The sequence below is a fragment of the Pseudothermotoga hypogea DSM 11164 = NBRC 106472 genome (assembly GCF_000816145.1).
Taxonomy (GTDB): Bacteria; Thermotogota; Thermotogae; order Thermotogales; family DSM-5069; genus Pseudothermotoga_A; species Pseudothermotoga_A hypogea.
Map to the genome: position 1 here is coordinate 231,500 of NZ_CP007141.1, position 19,135 is coordinate 250,634.

At 49.5% G+C, this 19,135-nt stretch carries 21 protein-coding genes and 1 tRNA gene; 3 read left to right on the forward strand and 19 right to left on the reverse strand.

The genetic code is table 11. The annotated features are described in order from the left end of the window. Window positions 1–102: 102 nt before the first annotated feature. The 5 genes from AJ81_RS01270 to AJ81_RS01290 all read right to left on the reverse strand — a co-directional run bounded on the left by AJ81_RS01270 (window position 103) and on the right by AJ81_RS01290 (window position 5,384). The gene (locus AJ81_RS01270) at window positions 103–795 is read right to left on the reverse strand and encodes a hypothetical protein (RefSeq protein ID WP_231845412.1); all 693 of its coding nucleotides are present in this window, start codon (window positions 793–795) and stop codon (window positions 103–105) included. Between the two features lie 127 nt (window positions 796–922). Next, on the reverse strand, window positions 923–3,370 hold the full coding sequence (mutS, locus tag AJ81_RS01275) for a DNA mismatch repair protein MutS (RefSeq protein WP_306452426.1): 2,448 nt from the start codon (window positions 3,368–3,370) through the stop codon (window positions 923–925). Further along, window positions 3,367–3,972 (reverse strand): ATP-dependent Clp endopeptidase proteolytic subunit ClpP, encoded by a 606-nt coding sequence (clpP, locus tag AJ81_RS01280; RefSeq protein WP_031503360.1) that lies wholly within the window; start codon window positions 3,970–3,972, stop codon window positions 3,367–3,369. The genes mutS and clpP overlap by 4 nt, the downstream gene beginning before the upstream one ends. After that, window positions 3,929–5,233, reverse strand: coding sequence for a trigger factor (gene tig, locus AJ81_RS01285; RefSeq protein ID WP_051368840.1), 1,305 nt, complete (start codon window positions 5,231–5,233; stop codon window positions 3,929–3,931). Before tig ends, clpP begins: the two co-directional genes overlap by 44 nt. Before the next feature lie 77 nt (window positions 5,234–5,310). Next, window positions 5,311–5,384 (reverse strand) — tRNA-Gln (locus AJ81_RS01290). A gap of 160 nt (window positions 5,385–5,544) precedes the next feature. Between AJ81_RS01290 and AJ81_RS01295 the strand changes: the two genes are divergently transcribed. After that, entirely contained in the window at window positions 5,545–6,417 is an 873-nt protein-coding gene (locus tag AJ81_RS01295; protein WP_031503362.1) for a FlgD immunoglobulin-like domain containing protein, read from the forward strand. On the opposite strand, the gene AJ81_RS01300 is transcribed toward AJ81_RS01295, so the two are convergent. Genes AJ81_RS01300 through AJ81_RS01310 form a run of 3 tightly spaced genes read right to left on the reverse strand, consistent with a single transcriptional unit; the run spans window position 6,365 to window position 9,144 of the window. Beyond that, complete coding sequence (locus tag AJ81_RS01300) at window positions 6,365–7,318, reverse strand: radical SAM protein (protein ID WP_031503363.1); 954 nt, start codon at window positions 7,316–7,318, stop codon at window positions 6,365–6,367. The genes AJ81_RS01295 and AJ81_RS01300 overlap by 53 nt on opposite strands. Continuing rightward, window positions 7,311–8,570 carry a UDP-N-acetylglucosamine 1-carboxyvinyltransferase gene (murA, locus tag AJ81_RS01305; protein WP_031503366.1) on the reverse strand — a complete coding sequence of 420 codons (1,260 nt, stop codon included), beginning with the start codon at window positions 8,568–8,570 and terminating at the stop codon, window positions 7,311–7,313. Before murA ends, AJ81_RS01300 begins: the two co-directional genes overlap by 8 nt. A gap of 1 nt (window position 8,571) precedes the next feature. After that, window positions 8,572–9,144 carry a diguanylate cyclase domain-containing protein gene (locus AJ81_RS01310; RefSeq protein ID WP_031503368.1) on the reverse strand — a complete coding sequence of 191 codons (573 nt, stop codon included), beginning with the start codon at window positions 9,142–9,144 and terminating at the stop codon, window positions 8,572–8,574. 238 nt (window positions 9,145–9,382) lie between these two features. Here AJ81_RS01310 and rpmE point away from each other — a divergent pair, with 238 nt between their 5' ends. Both rpmE and AJ81_RS01320 read left to right on the forward strand, forming a co-directional pair. After that, entirely contained in the window at window positions 9,383–9,598 is a 216-nt protein-coding gene (gene rpmE / locus AJ81_RS01315; protein WP_031503370.1) for a 50S ribosomal protein L31, read from the forward strand. Between the two features lie 31 nt (window positions 9,599–9,629). Then, a complete protein-coding gene (locus AJ81_RS01320; protein ID WP_031503371.1) occupies window positions 9,630–9,986 on the forward strand; it encodes a S1 RNA-binding domain-containing protein in 357 nt (118 codons plus the stop codon). On the opposite strand, the gene AJ81_RS01325 is transcribed toward AJ81_RS01320, so the two are convergent. The 11 genes from AJ81_RS01325 to AJ81_RS01375 all read right to left on the reverse strand — a co-directional run bounded on the left by AJ81_RS01325 (window position 9,987) and on the right by AJ81_RS01375 (window position 19,133). After that, window positions 9,987–11,180 (reverse strand): L,D-transpeptidase family protein, encoded by a 1,194-nt coding sequence (locus AJ81_RS01325; protein ID WP_051368838.1) that lies wholly within the window; start codon window positions 11,178–11,180, stop codon window positions 9,987–9,989. Further along, window positions 11,116–12,297: a bifunctional phosphopantothenoylcysteine decarboxylase/phosphopantothenate--cysteine ligase CoaBC gene (gene coaBC / locus AJ81_RS01330; RefSeq protein ID WP_031503374.1), complete on the reverse strand. Its 1,182-nt coding sequence runs from the start codon at window positions 12,295–12,297 to the stop codon at window positions 11,116–11,118. Before coaBC ends, AJ81_RS01325 begins: the two co-directional genes overlap by 65 nt. Before the next feature lie 4 nt (window positions 12,298–12,301). After that, the gene (locus AJ81_RS01335) at window positions 12,302–12,532 is read right to left on the reverse strand and encodes a DNA-directed RNA polymerase subunit omega (protein ID WP_031503376.1); all 231 of its coding nucleotides are present in this window, start codon (window positions 12,530–12,532) and stop codon (window positions 12,302–12,304) included. Then, a complete protein-coding gene (gene gmk / locus AJ81_RS01340; protein WP_031503378.1) occupies window positions 12,529–13,152 on the reverse strand; it encodes a guanylate kinase in 624 nt (207 codons plus the stop codon). The genes AJ81_RS01335 and gmk overlap by 4 nt, the downstream gene beginning before the upstream one ends. Window positions 13,153–13,156: 4 nt before the next feature. Continuing rightward, window positions 13,157–13,432, reverse strand: coding sequence for an extracellular matrix/biofilm regulator RemA (remA, locus tag AJ81_RS01345; RefSeq protein ID WP_031503380.1), 276 nt, complete (start codon window positions 13,430–13,432; stop codon window positions 13,157–13,159). Between the two features lie 23 nt (window positions 13,433–13,455). Further along, window positions 13,456–14,334 carry a YicC/YloC family endoribonuclease gene (locus AJ81_RS01350; protein WP_031503382.1) on the reverse strand — a complete coding sequence of 293 codons (879 nt, stop codon included), beginning with the start codon at window positions 14,332–14,334 and terminating at the stop codon, window positions 13,456–13,458. 87 nt (window positions 14,335–14,421) lie between these two features. Continuing rightward, window positions 14,422–16,599: a BamA/OMP85 family outer membrane protein gene (locus tag AJ81_RS01355; protein ID WP_031503383.1), complete on the reverse strand. Its 2,178-nt coding sequence runs from the start codon at window positions 16,597–16,599 to the stop codon at window positions 14,422–14,424. Next, window positions 16,596–17,156, reverse strand: coding sequence for a sensor histidine kinase (locus tag AJ81_RS01360; protein WP_031503386.1), 561 nt, complete (start codon window positions 17,154–17,156; stop codon window positions 16,596–16,598). The genes AJ81_RS01355 and AJ81_RS01360 overlap by 4 nt, the downstream gene beginning before the upstream one ends. After that, a complete protein-coding gene (locus AJ81_RS01365; protein WP_051368837.1) occupies window positions 17,147–17,860 on the reverse strand; it encodes a PHP domain-containing protein in 714 nt (237 codons plus the stop codon). Before AJ81_RS01365 ends, AJ81_RS01360 begins: the two co-directional genes overlap by 10 nt. After that, the gene (locus tag AJ81_RS01370) at window positions 17,857–18,189 is read right to left on the reverse strand and encodes a hypothetical protein (protein WP_031503390.1); all 333 of its coding nucleotides are present in this window, start codon (window positions 18,187–18,189) and stop codon (window positions 17,857–17,859) included. Before AJ81_RS01370 ends, AJ81_RS01365 begins: the two co-directional genes overlap by 4 nt. Beyond that, window positions 18,186–19,133, reverse strand: a complete 948-nt coding sequence (locus AJ81_RS01375) for a CBS domain-containing protein (protein ID WP_031503392.1) — start codon at window positions 19,131–19,133, stop codon at window positions 18,186–18,188. The genes AJ81_RS01370 and AJ81_RS01375 overlap by 4 nt, the downstream gene beginning before the upstream one ends. Between the last annotated feature and the right edge of the window lie 2 nt (window positions 19,134–19,135).

Below are 19,135 nucleotides of genomic sequence, written 5' to 3' on the forward strand. Positions count from 1 at the left end.
AGAAACTATGTTATAGGCGTCGACCATGGTTCCAAAAACATTTTACCATAACAGAGCGTCCATTCTTTTGGACCCGTGAAAAACATGAAAGGTTCTCTCTTTTTAAGTTGGCTCGAACGTCTCAAGGATGGCGTTCAAGACCGCCTGGACGTCTTTTGTTTCATATATTCTACCAGCTTTTCTGTTTTCGAAACGTCTGAGAGCGCTGTAAACCTTCTGAACGAGTTTCTTTTTGCAGTAGACCCACACACCCCAAGGCATCTTCCCGAGCAGAACCGAAAGAGAAAGCGGATACATCGCCAAATCAACAACACAGAGAAACTCGTCGTCGTCTTTGCACTCGATGATCCCGATCCTCTCTCGTGAGTCAACGATCTCGATCCTGGAAAGTCTTGTGAGGAAATCGCTGATGTCCTTGACGCGACCCTCCAGAATCAGCTCGAAAACATCCTCCAGCACGTGACCAGAGAGGAATCTGGAAAGGTACATCAGGTCTTCAGAGCATGCGGTCCTCAGAAACGCAGTCTCACTCACTAAGGCAACAGCGAAACAGAAGAGCACGTCATCGGGAAGAACTTGGCGAGAGAGATCGTACAGGTTCAACACGTTGGCACTCCTCAGCCTGATATGAGAGTAAAAGGCCTTTTCGACGAATCCTTTGTGCGGATTGTTGTGGTGGTCGAAGATACAGTAATGAGGAACAAGAAAGGGCAACTGCTGTGGGTCCGAGGTGTCGTAAACGAAGAAAAGTTGAATGTGTGGGGGAAAGCAATTCTTCACACAGAATCTTTGCATAAGCTTTCGCACGGTCAGATCCGGTTCGTCTATATAGATTCCCCCACCGAACAGTCTGTAACCCCAGTAAGCGCTCGCGAAGCTGTCGGCGTCTGCTCTCTTGTGAGTAAGGTGAAGAAAAGGAAGATCACCACAGAGTTGATTGGTCCGGATGCACCTTCCTCCTTTTGATCTTTTTCAGTCTCTCAGTAGAAACGACACGCAATCTGTTTTCAAGTTCACTCTTTTCAGATATCGTCTCGAGTACTTCCCGTGCTCTGTCCACAATCTCTCTCGGTAGGCCAGCTATTTGGGCCACCTCGATCCCGTAGACTTTGTCTGCCACTCCATCAACGACTTTGTGCAAAAACACGATCGTTGATCCCTCTTCCGCCACCTGTACCGTCTTGTTCAGGACACCTTCGTAAAGGTTGGCGAGCTCCGTGAGCTCGGTGAAATGCGTGGCGAAGACACACTTGCAACTGATCTTGTTGTGTATGTACTCACTCACCGCCCAAGCGATGCTGATGCCATCGAACGTGCTCGTACCCCGACCAACTTCGTCGAGCAGGACCAAGCTGTCTTTCGTTGCATGGTAGACGATTTTCGCAACTTCGTTCATCTCAGTCAAAAAAGTGCTTCGACCAGCGACGACGTCGTCACGCACACCCATCTTTGCGAAAATCCTATCGAAAATCGGCAGAATGGCTTGCTCCGCGGGGACAAAGCTTCCCATCTGGGCCATGACTGCGATGAGCCCAATCTGCCTGACAAAAGTAGATTTACCGCTCATGTTCGGGCCAGTCAGCACCACAAAGGAATTCTTCTCATCGAGAGTCAGGTCGTTGGGTACGAAGCCTTCAACTTTCGTCTCAACTATGGGATGTCTTGAATTTTTGAGCACGAGTTCACCATCGGAAAAAGAGGGTCTCACGTAGTTATGACGAACGGCCGCCGTGGCGAGTGAGCAGAGCACGTCGAGTGTGGAAAGCACGTCCGCAAGCTTGGCAAGCCTTGTGGAGTTCTTCCGAACCTTCGAACAGAGGTCGTTGAAAAGTTCCTTCTCTCTCTTTTCGAGCTTTTCCTTTGCCGTGATGATCTTCTCTTCTAATTGTTTCAACTCTTCGGTGATGAAACGTTCAGAGTTGACGAGCGTCTGTTTTCTGATGTACTCCTTCGGCACCCTCGAGAGATTGGACTTCGTGATCTCTATGTAATAGCCAAACACCTCGTTGTAGCCAATCCTCAAGTTGCTTATACCGGTTCTCATCTTTTCGCGTTGTTCGATTTGTTTGAGAAAATCCTCGGCGTTGAAGACCAAGTTTCTGAGTTCGTCGAGTTCCGCATCGTATCCAACCTTGATCACGTTCCCTTCACCGACGTTCATGGATGGCTCTTCCTGTAACGCCCTGTTCAGTTCGTCGTGAAGGTCTTCAATGCAGTCTAAGTTCGACATATCGTCGAAGGCTTCATTCGTTTGCATCGCCATCTTGATGGCTGGGCACACGGATAAAGTCGATCTGATGTGCACCAAATCTTTCACCGTGGCTTTGTTGTACTCGAGACGGCCTAAGATCCTCTGAAGATCCTTCACGGCTGCCAGATACTCGGTCAATTCGTTGTGCAAGAGTTGGTCCTTAACGAGGGCTTCGACTTTGTTCAGCCTCCACTCGATCTTGCCCCTGTCCCTGAGTGGTTGCAGTAGCCACTGTTTCAAGAGCCTTGCACCCATAGATGTCCTTGTGAAGTTGAGAACATCGAACAGACTCGTTTGCCCATTCTTCATCAACAGTCCAAGCTGTTCTATCGTAGAGGCGTCGAGAAACACGTAGTCGTCGGATCTCAGAAGCCTTGGAGGTTTCAAGAAGATCTGCTCTGACATGAGGGTGTATCTGATATACCTCACCAGGGCGGCAAAGGCGAGTCTTCCCTCTGAAAGTTCTAAATGATCAACTATCGCCACGTTCAATGCCTGAGCGATGTCCTGATCGATGTTCGCACGGTTCAAATGCCAATCCTGAAGTGGTTCAAGAACGATGTTATTCGTGAATCTATCCTCGAGTTGACCTTTCAGCGAAGGTTCGTATAGGATCTGGCTGGCCCCGATGGATTTCAAAAGATCACACAGCTCGTCGAGATCGTTCAAAGAAGTCCAGAAAGTTTCACCCGTCGACACGTCCGCTCCCGCAACAGTGTAACGATCGTCCTGCTTGCAGACGGCCACAAGGTAGTTGTTGAGACTTCCTTCCAGCAGTTCTTCCTCGAGCAGTGTTCCCGGTGTGACGATCCTGGTAACCTCTCTGCGGACCAATCCCTTAGCTGTTGCGGGATCCTCCACCTGGTCACATATCGCGACTTTGTACCCAAGCTGGACAAGCCTTTTCAAGTAGGTGTTCAACGCATGGTAAGGAACGCCCGCCATGGGCGCACCCTGACGCTGTGTGAGAACGATGTCGAGTTTCTCAGAAACTATCTTTGCGTCATCGAAAAAAGCCTCGTAAAAGTCTCCAAGACGGAACAGAAGGATCGCGTCCTTGTGCTTGGACTTTATTTTCATATACTGTTCCATCATCGGGGTGAGTTTCAAGGAACTCACCTTCTTTTCGGCTCGATCACCTTGTCTATGAGTCCGTACTGAAGGGCCTCGTAAGCGTCCATGAAGAAGTCCCTGTCGGTGTCCTTCTCGATCCGTTCTATGGGTTGACCCGTCTTTTCACTGAGTATCCGGTTTATGAGACTCTTTATTCTGAGCAACTCTTTGGTGATGATCTCCACATCCTTCACTGGTCCTTCGGCACCACCCAAAGGTTGATGCAACATGATTCTTGCGTTCGGTAGTGCGAAACGCTTGCCCTTCGTCCCGCTCGCCAAGAGGACAGCTGCCATGGAAGCAGCTTGACCGACACATATGGTCACCACGTCGCACTTCACATATTGCATCGTGTCGTAGATCGCGAGGCCCGCGGTGACCGAGCCACCCGGACTGTTGATGTAGAGTTGTATGTCCTTGTCGGGATCTTCAGCTTCGAGGAAGAGCAGTTGAGCCACCACGAGGTTCGCCGTGTGATCGTCGATGGGATAACCCAGAAAGACGATCCTATCTTTCAGAAGGCGCGAATATATGTCGTAGGCACGTTCGTAACGACCGGTGGATTCAATCACCGTCGGTATCAGCTGCCCTATCTGTTCCAGACTCATTTGTGTTCACCTCCTCAGGTTTCACATCGAAGATCTTGCATTTTTCGAGGATCCTGTCGGTTATCTTTTCCTTGATCAATTCGTCCCTAACCTCTTCGTAGATGTCTCTTCTGTTCTTCAGGAGCGATTTGGCACGTTCCACCGAAATACCCCAGGCGAGAGCGAGCTTCTCCGCCTGCGCCATGATCTCTTCATCGCTGACTTCGATATTGTTTTGACGAACCGCCTCCGCAATGGCATATTCCACTTTGAGATCCTGCAAATAATAGCGCTTGATCGCTTCGAAGGCCTTTTCTTCGTCGTTGTCGTATTCTTTCAGCAATCTTTCGTACTCTCCACGGTTGGATTTGATCTCTTCGAGTGCACGGTTTGCAAGTCTCTCGAGTGTTTTGTCTGAGATCTTTAATTCGCTCGTTCTGATCAGCACGTCTATTGCTTGATCTCGCAAGAAATGTTTGATGTCCCTGTCGTACATTTCGCTGGCCTCTTTCTCGATGGCTTCTCTGAGTTGCTGGAGTGTTTCGTACTGCGAGTTCACCATTTTGGCAAATTCGTCGGAGACGATCGGGAGCGTTCGGCTGTTGAGTTGCAAGATCTCTATTTTATAGTGGTAGGTCTTGCCATCTTCGAAGGTCTTTTCGAACTCGACGACTTCGCCAGCTTTTTTACCGATCAGTTCGGTGACGATGGGTCTGTCGTCGTCTTTGTGGAGCACGTACTCGATTTCTTTGCTGTCCAAGAGCACCTTGTCGTTTGTTGATATCGTCATCTTCACCCTGACGAGGTCTTCATACTCTGCTGGACCTTCCTTGGGCTGAACGATCGCGTGCTGTTCCTGGAGCTCCTTCAACTTATCCTCAACGTATTTGCTCAACACGGAAAGTTTGTCGATTCTCTTCAGTTCGAATTCTTCGAACGGTTTGAGTTGAACCTCAGGTCTTCTGTGCACCTCGACGACCAACCTCGCACCGTTCGCTTCCAAATCGATGTCTATGGGATAGACGGGCAGAATGATATCCTCTTGTTTCAAATCTTCCAAAACCTTTGACATCAGTTCCTCGAGCGTTTCGGCCTTCAGCGTTTCTGGAAACCTCGCGCGCAGGATAAACTCCGGGACCTTTCCCTTTCTGAAACCGGGAACTTCGACATCTCTTGCGATCTTTTTAAGCGCCACCGATTCTGCCGCACGTTTTTCTTCATCGTTGAACAGGTATTCGTACGTCACAACGTTCTCGTCGACGTTCACAACGTTTCTTTCCATCGCTCCTCCTCCTTCACACGCCACATTATACAACGATCACAAAAAGGGCGGGCACATCGTCCCGCCCCGCATCATCCTGGCTGGGAGGGGAGGACTCGAACCTCCACCGGCGGATCCAGAGTCCGCTGTCCTACCGTTAGACGACCTCCCATCGCCTTTGTTATTCTACCATCATTTTTGGTCGTTTTCAAGTTGGTTCGTTCATACCGTCGTGGGTTATAATTAGTAGAGCTTACAGCACATGGCTTTCGAACCTGCGTTTTTGTGTTGAAAGTGTCGATCCGGAAAGATGGCGAGTGAGGTGAGAGGCCATGAAACGCCTTTTACTGTTGGTTCTGGTTCTTGTTTACACAGTTGTGCTTGCGGAATATGTCGTCGTGGTGAGGACTGAGCCCTTCTCCTGGGTTTACGTAGACGGAATCTACAGAGGCATTGCCGACATGAACGGTGTTCTGGTGCTCACGTTTCAAACGCTGGGCCAGTACAAAATTAGTGTGACCAAATCCTTCTACCTGCCTTTCGAAGGAATCGTGTTTGTAACGCAAGCGGGACAAATCGTGGTGCAAGCACCGTTGAAACGGGCGGGACAGTTGAGGGTCTTCTCGAATGTCTATCCCGTCGAGGTGTATGCCGAAGACTACTACCTTGGAACCATCAGGAGCGTGAAGGACACAGTTCTGGTGCCAGAGGGGAGCCAGTATTTGACATTTAAGGCGAGTGGCTATCAGCCACAGACGCATCTGGTGAACGTTGCTTACGCGAAAGAGACAGCTGTGAACTTGACCCTTGTCGAGGAAACACTCACAGTCAATCTCAAGATCGAGCCGAAAACGTTTTCCCCTAACAACGACTGGTATCAAGACGCAACGAGCTTCTACATATACCTGTCTAAGCCAGCGGATTTGACTGTGAACATCATGGACAAATCAGGAAAGACAGTCTGGACAAAATCGCTCAAAGGCAAAGCTGGTACCAACGTTCTGGCCTGGTATGGGACCGGTGTCGAAGATGGCGAATACGTGGTGGAAGTTGTCGCGAACACAACTGAAGAATCCTACACCGCCAGGGAAACTGTCGCCGTGGACAGGAGCGTTTACACCTACACGAAAGAGAAGATCCTGACGGTATCTGCTATCGGTTTAGGAGCGGTTCTCTTGATGCTCTTGATCTCATCTTCTCGATGATCTTGTAGGCGGACGTAACCGCTTTGACCGTGACTCGCTTTTTTTCGTCGGTCTGCATCCATCCGTTCAAACCCAGTTTGAGCGCATAATCTATGACGCGCTCGTACTCTTCTTTGTTGATCCTTCTTCCTATGACCGGGTCTGTTCGCGCACCGAAGACAGGGTTGTACTGTGACATGATCGACACGGGTACGGAAGGTGACAGGCAAAAATAGATGAAATCAAGCACACGTTGAGATTTTGCAACATCGTTGGGAAGCACCAAATGACGAACGATTAGGCCCTTCATTCTTTTCTCATCGAATGGCCCGACTTGCCGGTGCATTTCCACCAGAGCCTTGCTCGCCACAGAGAAATAGTTGGGGACCTTCGAATACTTCCATCCAGTTTCGTCGTCAGCGTATCTCAAGTCCGCAAGGTATATGTCTACGATCCCTTCGAGTCTGCGCAGTGTCTCAACATTTTCATAGCTACTCGTGTTGTAAACCACGGGTAAGTTGAACCCGCGCTCCTTTGCGAACAATAAAGCCTCCACTGTGAACGTGATGTTCGGAGTTGGGGTGACGAGGTTCAACGTTTTCGCACCACTTTGCTGTAAATCCAGGAAGAACTCTGCGAGCTCTTGCGTGCTCACCTCGGTGCCCAAACCTTTCTGACTGAAATTCATGTTTTGACAGTAAATACAGCGCATGTTGCAACCGGTGAAAAAGATCGTTCCAGCGCCAGTTTCTCCACTGATCGGAGGTTCTTCCCCAAAGTGCAGAACCACGCTGGAAAGCTTCGGTCTGGCACCAACTCCACAGTGGCCAACTCGCCGACGCCGATCGGCACCGCAGCTGAGAGGACAGAGCCTGCAGTTCGATAGATTGTTTTTGAACCAATCGATCACACGTTCAACCATTCTCGTACTCCACGACTGCGGAAAGTTCGGTGAGTTTTCTCGTCAGATCCTCGTAGCCTCTGAAGATCTGATCGACATCTTCGACAATCGTTGTTCCCTCGGCCATGAGGCCCGCAATCACCAGCGCAGCTGCAGCCCTAAGATCTGTGGCCTTCACGATTGTGCCCTGCAACTTTTCCACTCCATAGACGATCGCTGTTCCATCTGTGAGTTCGATCTTACATCCGAGTCTTCTGAGTTCATCAACGTGTTGGAACCTCGATTTGAAGACTGTCTCAACGATCACGGAAGTGCCATCGGCCACACTGAGGTAAGCGATCATCTGAGGTTGTAGATCCGTTGGAAAACCTGGATAAGGAGATACCTGAAGCTTGAGTGGCTTGGGTCGCTCGTTCATCTGGACCAAAAGGTTCTCACCGTCAAACTTGATTCGAGCACCGGACTGATTCAACGCCTCGATGGCGGCCATCATGTGATCGGACCTGACCCCCTCTAAGAGTACCTTGCCCCGTGTCGCTGCAGTCGCTATTGCGTACGTGCCGGCCTCTATACGGTCTGGAATGATCGAATGCTCACAAGCTTTCAATCGATCCACGCCTTCGATTTCGATCCTTCTACTCCCAGCTCCAAGTATCTTGGCTCCACAACTAACAAGGAAATTTGCGAGGTCGACTATCTCGGGCTCCATAGCCGCATTTTCGATTATCGTTCTCGTTCCTCCAAGCAGGGTCGCGGTGGTCATTATGTGTTCAGTCGCCCCAACGCTGGGGAAAGGAAAATACACGTAGCATTCTTTAAGTTTCTTCTCTCTCTTTGCCCTGACGACACCATGCTCTATCTCGATGGAGAAGCCAAGTTTTTGAAGACCTTCAAGATGAAAATCCACAGGTCTGACACCGATGGAACATCCTCCGGGGAGCGAGACCGAAGCTTCGCTGCACTTGACTGCCAGCGGGCCAAGAACGTTGAAGGATGCTCGCATCTTTCTGACGGGTTCGTAGGGTACCTCGCCCTTCAAATTTGTCGAGGGTCTCAAATAGACCGTGTTTTTTTCGAACCTCACGTCGCAACCAACCGACTGAAGGATCTCCAGCATCGTACGCACATCCAGCAAATCCGGAACATTGTGAATCACGACCAGTTCATCGAGCAAAATCGTGGCCGCAAGGATGGGAAGAGCGGCGTTTTTCGCACCGGAGATCTTCACAGAGCCGTTTAGCCTTGCACCACCGTGAACGATGAGTTTGCCCACTTCAGCTGACCTCCGCCTGCAACTGCTTCATCATGTCTTCGAGGTTTGAACCGTCGTCGGGATAGGATCTGAAAGAAATCTTGACGGGAATCGCAAGATGCTGATTGATGAAGGTTTTAATTCTCTCCACCACTTTGCGAGTGTTCTCTTTACCGATCTCGGTCAACAGGAGAACGAAGGTGTCCTCGTTGAGTCTTCCAACGCTGTCCATGGGTACTCTGATAACATTTTTCAGCAACTTCGCAAGCGCGAGCAGGTTCGCATCGAAGTTCTCATCCTTCTCGACCAGGCGTACCAGTATCAAACCGTATTCGCGATTTTCCTCGAAAGCACGTTGATGGTAGTAACTGACGAGCTTGCTTATGTGCTCTGCAGAATACACCCTCGTGTACGGATCGATGATTCTGCTGGTTCCAATGTCTCGAACGAACTGATCGTAGATGTCGAACTGTCTACGAATGAACTCATTGTACTCTCTGATCAGTTGCTCCATCTGAGCCTCGCGAGTTCGGTAATACTCGAGTTGATCCTCCAACATTCTGATTTTCTGGAGAAGTTCTTCTTTCTCTTCCACGAAACTTCCCTCCCTGCTCTGTCGTTCAACATCCTCAATCTTTTCATTGCGTTGCACATCGTCTTACTGAACGAGTCAAAAGCGATCGTTGTTTTGCGTCGAACTTCTCAAAAATTATACCATGCAGGTGAAATGTGAGTTTCGAGCTGTTCAACTTCTGCGCCGTAAAATATTGACGGCATACATTCTTGTGGTATCATCTATAGGGTAACAAAAAGTTCGAAAGAGGTGAGGCTGAATGAAGAAGGACATTCACCCACAAATGAAGCTTGTGACAGTGAAGTGTGCGTGTGGTGCGGAGCACAGGTTCTACACGACGAGGGACACCATCAGGATAGATGTGTGCTCGAACTGCCATCCGCTTTACAGAGGTCAGGGCGCCGCAGGTTTGGTCATAGACGCTGAAGGACGCATCGAGAAGTTCAAACGCAGATACGAAGGTGTCGAATACTGAGGTTTCATAAATCCTTAGGGAGGGTTAGTTTGTGGTAAAGGTTGGCGACGTTGTGAAGAGCAAAGTCACACAAATAACAAAATTCGGAGCAGTCGTCACACTCGAGAACGGAGAGACAGGGTTCATTCACATTTCGAAGATCGCAAACCAGTACGTGAAGAACGTCGAAGATTTCTTGAAGCAAGGCCAGGAAGTCACAGCAAGGATCATCGGCAAGACGCGCGACGGCAAATGGGAACTGTCGCTGAAGGAAGAGAAGAGCCAGGAGGAACAGAAAGACGCCAAGAAAGCGGAGTTCGAGAAGAAGCTCGCAAGGTTTCTTAGGGACAGTGAGAAGAAGTTCGCCGAGTACAAGAAGAGGGCAGAGAAAAAGGGAGGAAGGTTCTGATCAGAAAGTCCAGTTGATTGGGAACTCTTCCGTGTTTCTGACCACCACCACCTTGGTTCCGACATCAATGAAGGCGTCGATGGTTTCTATATCTTGATTAAACATGCGGATACAACCGTGGGAGATCCTTTTTCCGATTTCCCACGGTTTTGTTGTCCCATGTATGCCGTAAGTGGGATTCGACAGCTGAAAGAATCTCGTTCCCAGACCATTTATGGGAGAACGTGGTGGAATGTACTCACCAAACCAGTAGAGTGCGGGGTCAATTTCCTTTTTCATGATCCAGTAAGTCCCGGGTGGGGTCATATCGCTGCGCCCAACCGCCACGGGGAAAACCTTGACGAGGAATCCATTGTAGTAAAGCGCCAACCTGCCTGTCGCTGTGTTGATCACTATGCTCGTCAAAGAAGAATCGAAGTAGACTTTCGCCAGTTTGAGCACGGTACCGGACACGATACGATTGCCGTCAGAAATACCATTCGCCAGTTCAAGGTCTGGGATGGTGAGACCATACATGTTGGCGATCGACCAGAGAGTCTCGCCCGGTTTGACGACGTGGGTGTAGGGAGCCACTGGTTCAACGCGCATCGGAGTTGTGGAACCCCTCAATGAGTTCACCAAGCCGTGGAAGACGAACACATCCAAACTGGTTGTCTTGCGCAAACCGTACGGTAGTTCGAAGGTCAGTTTCAGGGTGTGTATGCCATCCTTAGGTTTGTCGGGTGTGTAGAGGTACAAAAGACCGTTGAAGGAGAATCTTCTGAATTTGAGGTTTTGAAAATCGCAGTCCAAAAGTTTCCAATCCTGCGGCAATCTCACGCCTATGTAGAACAGATACTTTTCCGGATCTGTGAAGAAGAACACGTGTGGATCCTGCCTGTAACTCGAGAGCTTCAAAAACGTTGGTCGAACACCGCGCATGGGATAACCGAGACTGCTTTTGCCGAAACCCTCCACTATGATCCAGTCGGTGCTTGAGACATCGAAGGTGAAGGAATTTTCCTTGGTGACCTTTGCGAGCCTGTGGCCCGTCTGAGTGAACAAATACAGTTTCGGTTGTTCACCGGCCGTGTAGATTGGCCGCAGGGAAAGTTCCATCATGTTATTCTCAAAAGACCTGACGAACAGTTCATGAGCCGCGCCAAAGATGAGCGAGCTCGTCAAGAATAGCCAGAGCAATACGATCCTTCGCATCTGGACCAACCCGCTTTTTCGAACCGTCTCTCTTTATGATCGTCACAGTGTTTTGATCGCTGCCCATTGCCTGCACTTCGTTCGCAACAATCATGTCAAGATTCTTCTTCCTCAACTTTTGTTCCGCGTAGGTCTCCAGCTCTTCGGTCTCCACAGCAAAACCAACCAGGATCTGCTTGCTCTTTTTTCGACCGAGCTCTTCGAGTATGTCTTTCGTCTTGATGAGCTCGATGGAGAGTCTCTCCTCCGATTTCTTCAACTTCGAACTACTCTTCAGTGCGGGGGTGTAATCTGCTACAGCCGCCGCCATGATGACGCCATCGACGGATTCGAACCTCTTCATTGTTTCCTCGAACATCTGCTGAGCACTCTCGATGCTGACGTACTCTTTGATGAAGAACGGCGGTCTCAAGCACGTGGGACCAGCGATCAACGTAACCTCAGCTCCGAGCCGTGCAGCCATCCTGGCGATCTCAAAACCCATCTTTCCGCTGGAACGATTCGTTATCACGCGAACTGGATCGATGCTCTCCCAGGTGGGCCCAGCAGTCACCAGCAAGCGAAGATCCCTGAGGGGCTTGTCGCTACCGAGTATGTATATGGCCTCCTGAACAACCTCGTTCTCTGGATACCTTCCACGACCCATTTCACCACACGCGAGGTGTCCTTCTGCGGGATCCAAGACCCACCATCCCATCCGACGGAGTTTTTCGATGTTTTCCTGTGTGATAGGATTTTCGAACATGCGCACATTCATGGCAGGGACTAAAAGCCTCTTGTCCTTCGCAAAAGCGAGAGATACCATCGTGAGCAAGTTGTCCGCGACGCCGTGTGCGATCTTTGCGATCGTGTTGGCCGTAGCAGGTGCAACCACGAACACGTCTGGCCATCTGGACAATTCCGTGTGCGGTATCCAGCCATCTTTTATGTTGAATGCGTCCTCATCCGTGTACACCGGACAGTTGCCAACGGCAGAAAACAGATCCTTCGAGACCAGCTTCTGCGCACTCTCTGTCATGATGATCCTCAATTCGTGCCCGTCTTTGCGCAAACTACTCACAAGCCCTAAGACTTTGTACAGGGCGATGCAGCCCGTCACGCCGACGAGGACCTTCATGGGCTCACTTCACGTTGGGAAGCAGTATGCGCAGGATCTCTTCGTTCTTTATTCTCACGTAACCGGCCTGAATCTCCTGAAATGCGATCGAAACAGGGTTGTTTTCAATCGGTGTGACATAAGGTTTTGCATACTCTTTGAGTGCCTCTGCCCTCTTGGCTACGGCTATCGGTATAGCGTACTTGTAAGGTATCTTCTGTGACAGTCTGTCATAATGCAGTATCTGCTTGCTCATTTGGAATCACCTCCGTCCGAAAAGATCTTGTGAAATCCGAGCCGTTCGATCACCCTGTTGACCTTCAACTGCTCGGCAACGATTATAGAAGTGAGTTGATCGATCGATTCCTGAAGATCTACATTGACGATGAGATACTGAAACTTCGGTATCTGTTCCAGCTCCTTCTTGGCATCCTCGAGTCTTTTGATCATATCCTCCTGGCGTTCGGTACCACGTTTCAACAAACGTTTCTTGAGTTCATCGAAAGAAGGTGGAGCCACGAAGATGAAGACGGCATCTTTGACCTTTTTCATAACCGTCGTTGCACCTTGAACGTCTATGTCCAGTATGACGTTGACGTTGCTTCTGAGCTGTTCTTCCACAAACCTGCGTGGTGTACCGTAGTAGTAGCCGTGAACAATGGCCCACTCTAAGAATTCGTCTTCTTTCATCATGCGCATGAAAGTCTCTTCGTCCACGAAGAAATAATCTCGACCCTCAACTTCGTTAGGTCTCTTGGGCCTCGTCGTGCACGAGACCGAAAAGACCAGGTTCTTGACTCGTTTCATCACACCCTCGATGATCGAAGTTTTTCCAACGCCGGAAGGTCCACTTATCACATAGAGAACTCCCGCCACAGATCTACCTCACTTTGCTCAGGGTTTCCTCGATCTCCACCATGGATTGCTTGAACCTCTGTGCTATGGTTTCAGGTTGAATCGCACTGAGAATGATATGGTTGCTGTCTGTAATGATGATGGCACGTGTCTTTCGCCCATAGGTCGCGTCAATGAGTTTTCCCTCGTCCTTCGCTTCCTCTTTGAGTCTCTTCAAAGGGGCAGACTCGGGGTTCACTATTGCGATGACTCGATCTCCAGAAATGACGTTTCCAAAACCTATGTTGATCAAACCGTACACGCTCTATACCTCCTTGGAATATTTCATTCCAAGTTTTGAACCTGTTCTCTGAACTGTGATATCAGTACCTTTCCCCTCAGCGCCAGATCTATCAGACCTGCATCTTCTGACTTGGAAAGCACTGTGTTGAGTTCTCGAAGAATCTCCTGAGCGAGAAAATCCAGATGACTTCCAACGGCTTCCTTGCTCGACAGCAACTCCATCGTTTTACTCAGGTGAGTCTCCAGCCTGTCGATCTCCTCACGAATGTCCAGCTTCTGCAGACTCATCGCAACCAAGTTTTCGAAAAGGTTTGCATCGATCTGGGCGTTGTCCAAAAGTTGCTGGATCTGATTGCGAAGCTTCTCCTTCAGAGGTGGTAGCACACCGTTTGCCGTTTCCCTCAGCTTGTCGGTGAGAGCATTCAGCCCTTCCACGATCGCTTGTAGCTGCTTGGAGAGTTGCTGGCCTTCTCTCTCACGTTCCAAATCGAGCTTCTGAAGAGCTTCCTCAACCACTTCTTCACAGATCTTCCAGATGCGTTCTTCTTGTTCCTCGGAAAGTTCAAACTTCACCAGTTCTCTGAATCTGAGCAACTGATCGAGATTTACCGGCTCTGGAATTCCAAGTTTGGTGACGAGCTCTTCGAGCCCATCGTAGTACGCCTTTGCCAACCCAAAATCGATACGGAGTGCGTCCGCTGGTGGGACCAAGAATTCGACGAACAGTTTCAAAAAAACCTTACCTCTCTTGACGTATCGCTGGATCAACTTGGTCAACTCTATCTCGCGCGAAGAAAGAAAAGACGGACAGTTCAGTTCAATGTTCAGATAACGAGAATTGAGAGCTTTTACCTCGCAGCTTACCCTATATTCTTTCGAGATCCTTTCGACCTTAGCATAGCCCGTCATGCTTTTTGGCAATCATATCACTTCCTTATGAATTATAGCATTTCCACGGCAGATAATACCCGAAATGGGCCCGTTTTCTTTTAGAATCTCGCCGTTTCTTCAGAAAGCTGCGCCAAATCTGAAGAAAGGCTTGAAGTTATCCCAGGTCCACTGACCGTTGAAGTTGTACGCGACTCCGAAGCCCAGCACACCCAGAAGTGGTATCGCCACGTCAAGCTCCGGACCGGCAGTGAGACTCAAAGTTGGTTGGGAAAGCGTCTCACCTGTTCCACCGACATCCACGAAAACAAGCGCGTACATCGGAAGCGTTTGAGATTTGAGATTGTACCTCAACTCTCCGCTGGCCAAGATGCCCGCCTTCGCTTTACCTCCATCCATGCCTCGCACCGAGTCGATCCCGTAGAAGAGGATCGTCTCCGGAGTGGTACCTGGGTTTTCGTACTGTTCAAAAAGCACAGCGCTCGTGAAGAATCTGAACGCACTGACGAGTTGATCGTTCCACACAGGTACGAAGATGCGCGCATCCAGTCGGAACTTCCAGTAGTCTCGATCGGCAAGAAAGTCGAACAAGCCGGCCTTGTCTACACCGAGGTATATATACTGACCACGCGCGGGAAATATAGGATCGCTCCTCGTATCATAAGAGTAGTTGCCGGAAAGAATGAGCGTGTTCTCCTTGAAATCACTGTACATTCTGTTCTCGTACGTCACGCCACCACCGAAGGCATGTCCGGAGAATCTGAGTGTGGATGCGTTACCTCCGACCTTGAGAACTTGCGTGCCATCAGTCCATTCGTAACTGAACAGCGCACCGAGAGTCGCAGGAATTTGGAACGGTTTTCTGATCGAGTAGTCGAACTGGACAAGCCTACTCTCGAATCCGAGTTTCAACGTTGTCGAGAAGGTCTGGCCATAGCCGAACGGGTTCATCGTCGAGAATGAAAGTTCTCCGAAGAAACCCTCGTACCACGGTCTATCTTTGACGGGGCTCCAGGATATTCCGCCAGAGAGTGTGAACTTTTTGTCCTTCTCTTTGACTTCCACCACGACGGTCACGTCACGGTTTTCCGGCGTACCGACGGGATAAACCGCCACGCCGTCGAAGAACTGCGTTCTGTTCAAAGCCGACGTGGTGTCGTAGAAATCTTTCTCCGTGAGAGGTTCACCAGATCGAAAGGTTACAAGATCTTCGACGACATAGATTTTCGTCCGATCAAAGCCCTTGAACTCCACGTTCGCAACGTACTTTTCAACTATGTTGAAGCGGAGCGTCTCGTCTTCGTCCACTGGCACGACATGGCACATGGGATAGCCGTTCTGTTTGTAAAGATCGATTATAGCCTGCATCGACCGCAAAACGTCAGGATTTCTAACGAGTCTGTACTCGCTCACGGACACAACCTTGCGTAGTTGCTCGGAACCGATCAGATTGTTTCCCGAGAACTCGATCTTTTCATACACCTTGCCTTCCTCGGGAACGAACTTCGGTTGGACGACCTTCACCTTCATTACAACGGCTTTTTCAGAAACATTTGGTATTTCTATCTTCTCAAAATCGACGGACGTTTCCTTGCCAAAGTACACATAGTTTGCGAGTGTGGAAAAAACGGAAGAGATGTCACTGACGGTCGGATAGCAACGTTTTATGTCCTTGATCAGGAATCTCAGAAACGCTGGAGTGGTGTAGAAATCTTTGAGTGTACTGATCTTTATCTGATTTCGCACCTGTGAGATGTCCAAACCTTCCGTTTCACCCTCAAAGTATATGTCCCACAGTGCGTAAGGAACGACGTTGAACACGTAAACACTATCCTTGAAATCTCCACTGAGTTCGACGAGAAAATAGCCTGCATCTTCGAACATCTTCTTCATCGCGCTCAGGCTTTCCTTGACCTTCACCATGCTGAGCGCCTTATTTTTCTCGAGCGTGACAGCACTGGCAAGCTCTGTCGCCTTAACTATCTCCGCACCTTCAAGGTTGATCTTCCAGTCTCTGACGATAGGGTTTTCCTGAACTACAATCTGAAGTACGAAGCGACCTTCAGAGGCGACCAACTTCGGTTCGAGTGAGGAGAAATATCCAGTGTCGAAGATCTGCTTAGCAATGTCTTGAATGGCTTCGTCCTTCAGCTCCACTCCAAGGTAATTCTTCACCAAAGGCAACAGTTCTGCTTCGGATATGGTCACCAACCCCACGAATCTCACGTCCGATATGACAATACCAAAGAGAAGCAATCCCAGGATCGATGAGAGCAACAACGTGAGAACCCTCTTCATTTCGATACCTCCCCTTCGAACAAGCTCTTCTCCAGTTGATCGATAACATCGTACAAGGAACTGATCACGATCGGAGAGGAAAGATCAGAAAAGATCTCGATCAACCGCGACGTCGATATCTCATAGCACGCATCCTCGTAGCACCTCTCTATGCACAATTCTACACCCTCTGGTGTCCCAGTCAGCAACGTGACCAAACAACCCACGAGATCACCCACTTCCTGGCAGTCGACATGTGAGGTGTTGAAACATGCCGTCAGTTTCGTGCCTTTGCCTTTTTCGCTCTCAAGCTTTACGAACCCACCAGTGGCCTCACACGCCTGTTTCAAGAACGGAAGGCCCAATCCAACCCTCCTAACTTTTGGATCGCGAGTCGTGTAAAAAGGATCAAAAACCCTGTTCAGTTCATCCTGTGTCATCCCTGTCCCGTCGTCTTCCACAGTGAAACAGAAGGTATCGCGCGTTTGAGAGATCTTCAGATGCACGTTTCTGGCCCCCGCCTTGAAAGAATTCTGAACTATGTCCATCACGTGATCAACGATCGTTCTCAGTCCCATATCGTCAACACCTTGCTTGGGTCAGGATTTTTCAAGAAATCGAAGAATTCCTCTATACTCAACGCGTCGAGATCAAAACGTGTGAACCTGCAACCAATTTCGTCCGGTCTGTGTGCATCGGAGTTGGTCAAAGGCACATAGCCTGACCTTAAGACTTTTTGCCATCCTTCCTTCGTTCTGACCTCAGCCATCCTCACACGATCGTTTGTTGGAAAGATACCCAGCTGGTACAGCACACCGAACTGCCTATCGACGTGCGCATAAACTGGAACGCCATCGAAAGCGAAAATCAGTTCCACGATCTTCTCCAGACTCATATCGACAGCTATGTGCAGGTATCCTTCTTCCATGGCTATGAACTCGTCGTTTTCGTTCACTAAGAGCTGATAACCCAGCGTTTCCGGATCGAACTCGACCTTCAGTCGGTGCCGTTTCAAAACTTCACAGAACGTGTTTGCCACCTCGATTGAACGAAAATACGCAAGCACGTGGACTTCTTCTTGAGACGTGATCTCTATACCCCCTAACACGGGCACATCACACGCTTTTGTGAAAGATTCTAAGTTCTCGCAGCTGTTGTGATCACAGATAGCTATGATGTCGAGTCGCTTCTCTTTTGCTTTTGAACACACCACACTGGGAACCATGGTTATATCGGCGCAGGGCGAAAGACAAGAATGTACATGAAGATCAGCTTTGATCACGGCTCTATGCCCATCCCGTACAACCTTCCTACGATTTCGAAAGGACTCTTGTCCGTCCTCAGTAAACAAACGCCCTCGGCCTTTGCTTTTTCAATTGTCTCGTTTGAAAAGCTGTGAGCGTTGCAGAGGACGATCGCACGTATTCCCGTGATCACCGAAACGGCGATGATGTTGACGTGCGACTGGACCGTGACCCATATCGAGTCCGATTTGGCGTGTGCCATCACTTCACTCAGAAGGTCCCCCACACAGCCGTAGCGCACGTCGACCTCGCAGTTGCCACAACAAATTTCCAAGTTCAAGGTTTTAACAATCTCAGAAAGCTTCATCTGCTTCCCTCCTTGTTTCTGCGAAATTCCATCTCCACGACTACTCCCGCACCAACTTTGGAGACAACCATCAAATTGTCCGAACATCTCTTCATGTTTGTGAAACCCATCCCCGCACCGAAACCCAATTCTCGCACGTAATCCGGTGCGGTCGAGTAACCTTCCTTCATGGCAAGCTCAACGTTGTCGATGCCCTTTCCTGTGTCCTCGACACGCACGAAGATGCTGTCAGGCTTTATGAAGCAGTAGATCGCACCCGTGCTTCCACTGTGTATCACGACGTTGGTCTCCGCCTCGTAGGTAGCGATCGCCACCCTTCTCGCCGTCTCAGGATCGACACCCTTAGAAAGTAGAAACTGTCTCAGTTTCGACGCACCCACACCTGCAAGATTGATGTCGTAATAATCTATGGGAAAGAAAAAATCGGCCCCGCTCTTGTCGAGGCTCTCGCCAGTGATCAACGATCTACCGAAATAGTCAGGGCTCTCGAGCACCTCTTTCCTTCGTTCATCGTGCAGATAGACCAGTCCAAGCTTCGCGAGTAGTGCCATCATCACGTCGTTCTTCGTGATGATACCCAGCACTCTGTTGTTCTCGTCCACGACGGGGAAGCGTCCATAAGAATACTTTTCGAACGTCTCTATTACCTCCTTCAGGGTGTCTGAGCTCTTCAGGCACACAACGTTCTTCGTCATATGATCCTGAACCTTTTCGTCGATGTAGCCGCCCTCGAGGGCCTTTATGATATCTTCGATGCTTACTATTCCAACGATCTTTCTCTCGGAATCAACGACCGGCACACCGGAGATGCGTTTTATCCTCAGTATCTCCTTGACCTGCCGAAGCGTTCTATCCGGACGTACCGAAATAACATTCGGATTCATCACTTCAAGCACCGGCATGTCCAAAAAGAAACTTTGAACATGATCGAGAACCTTTTCCATCG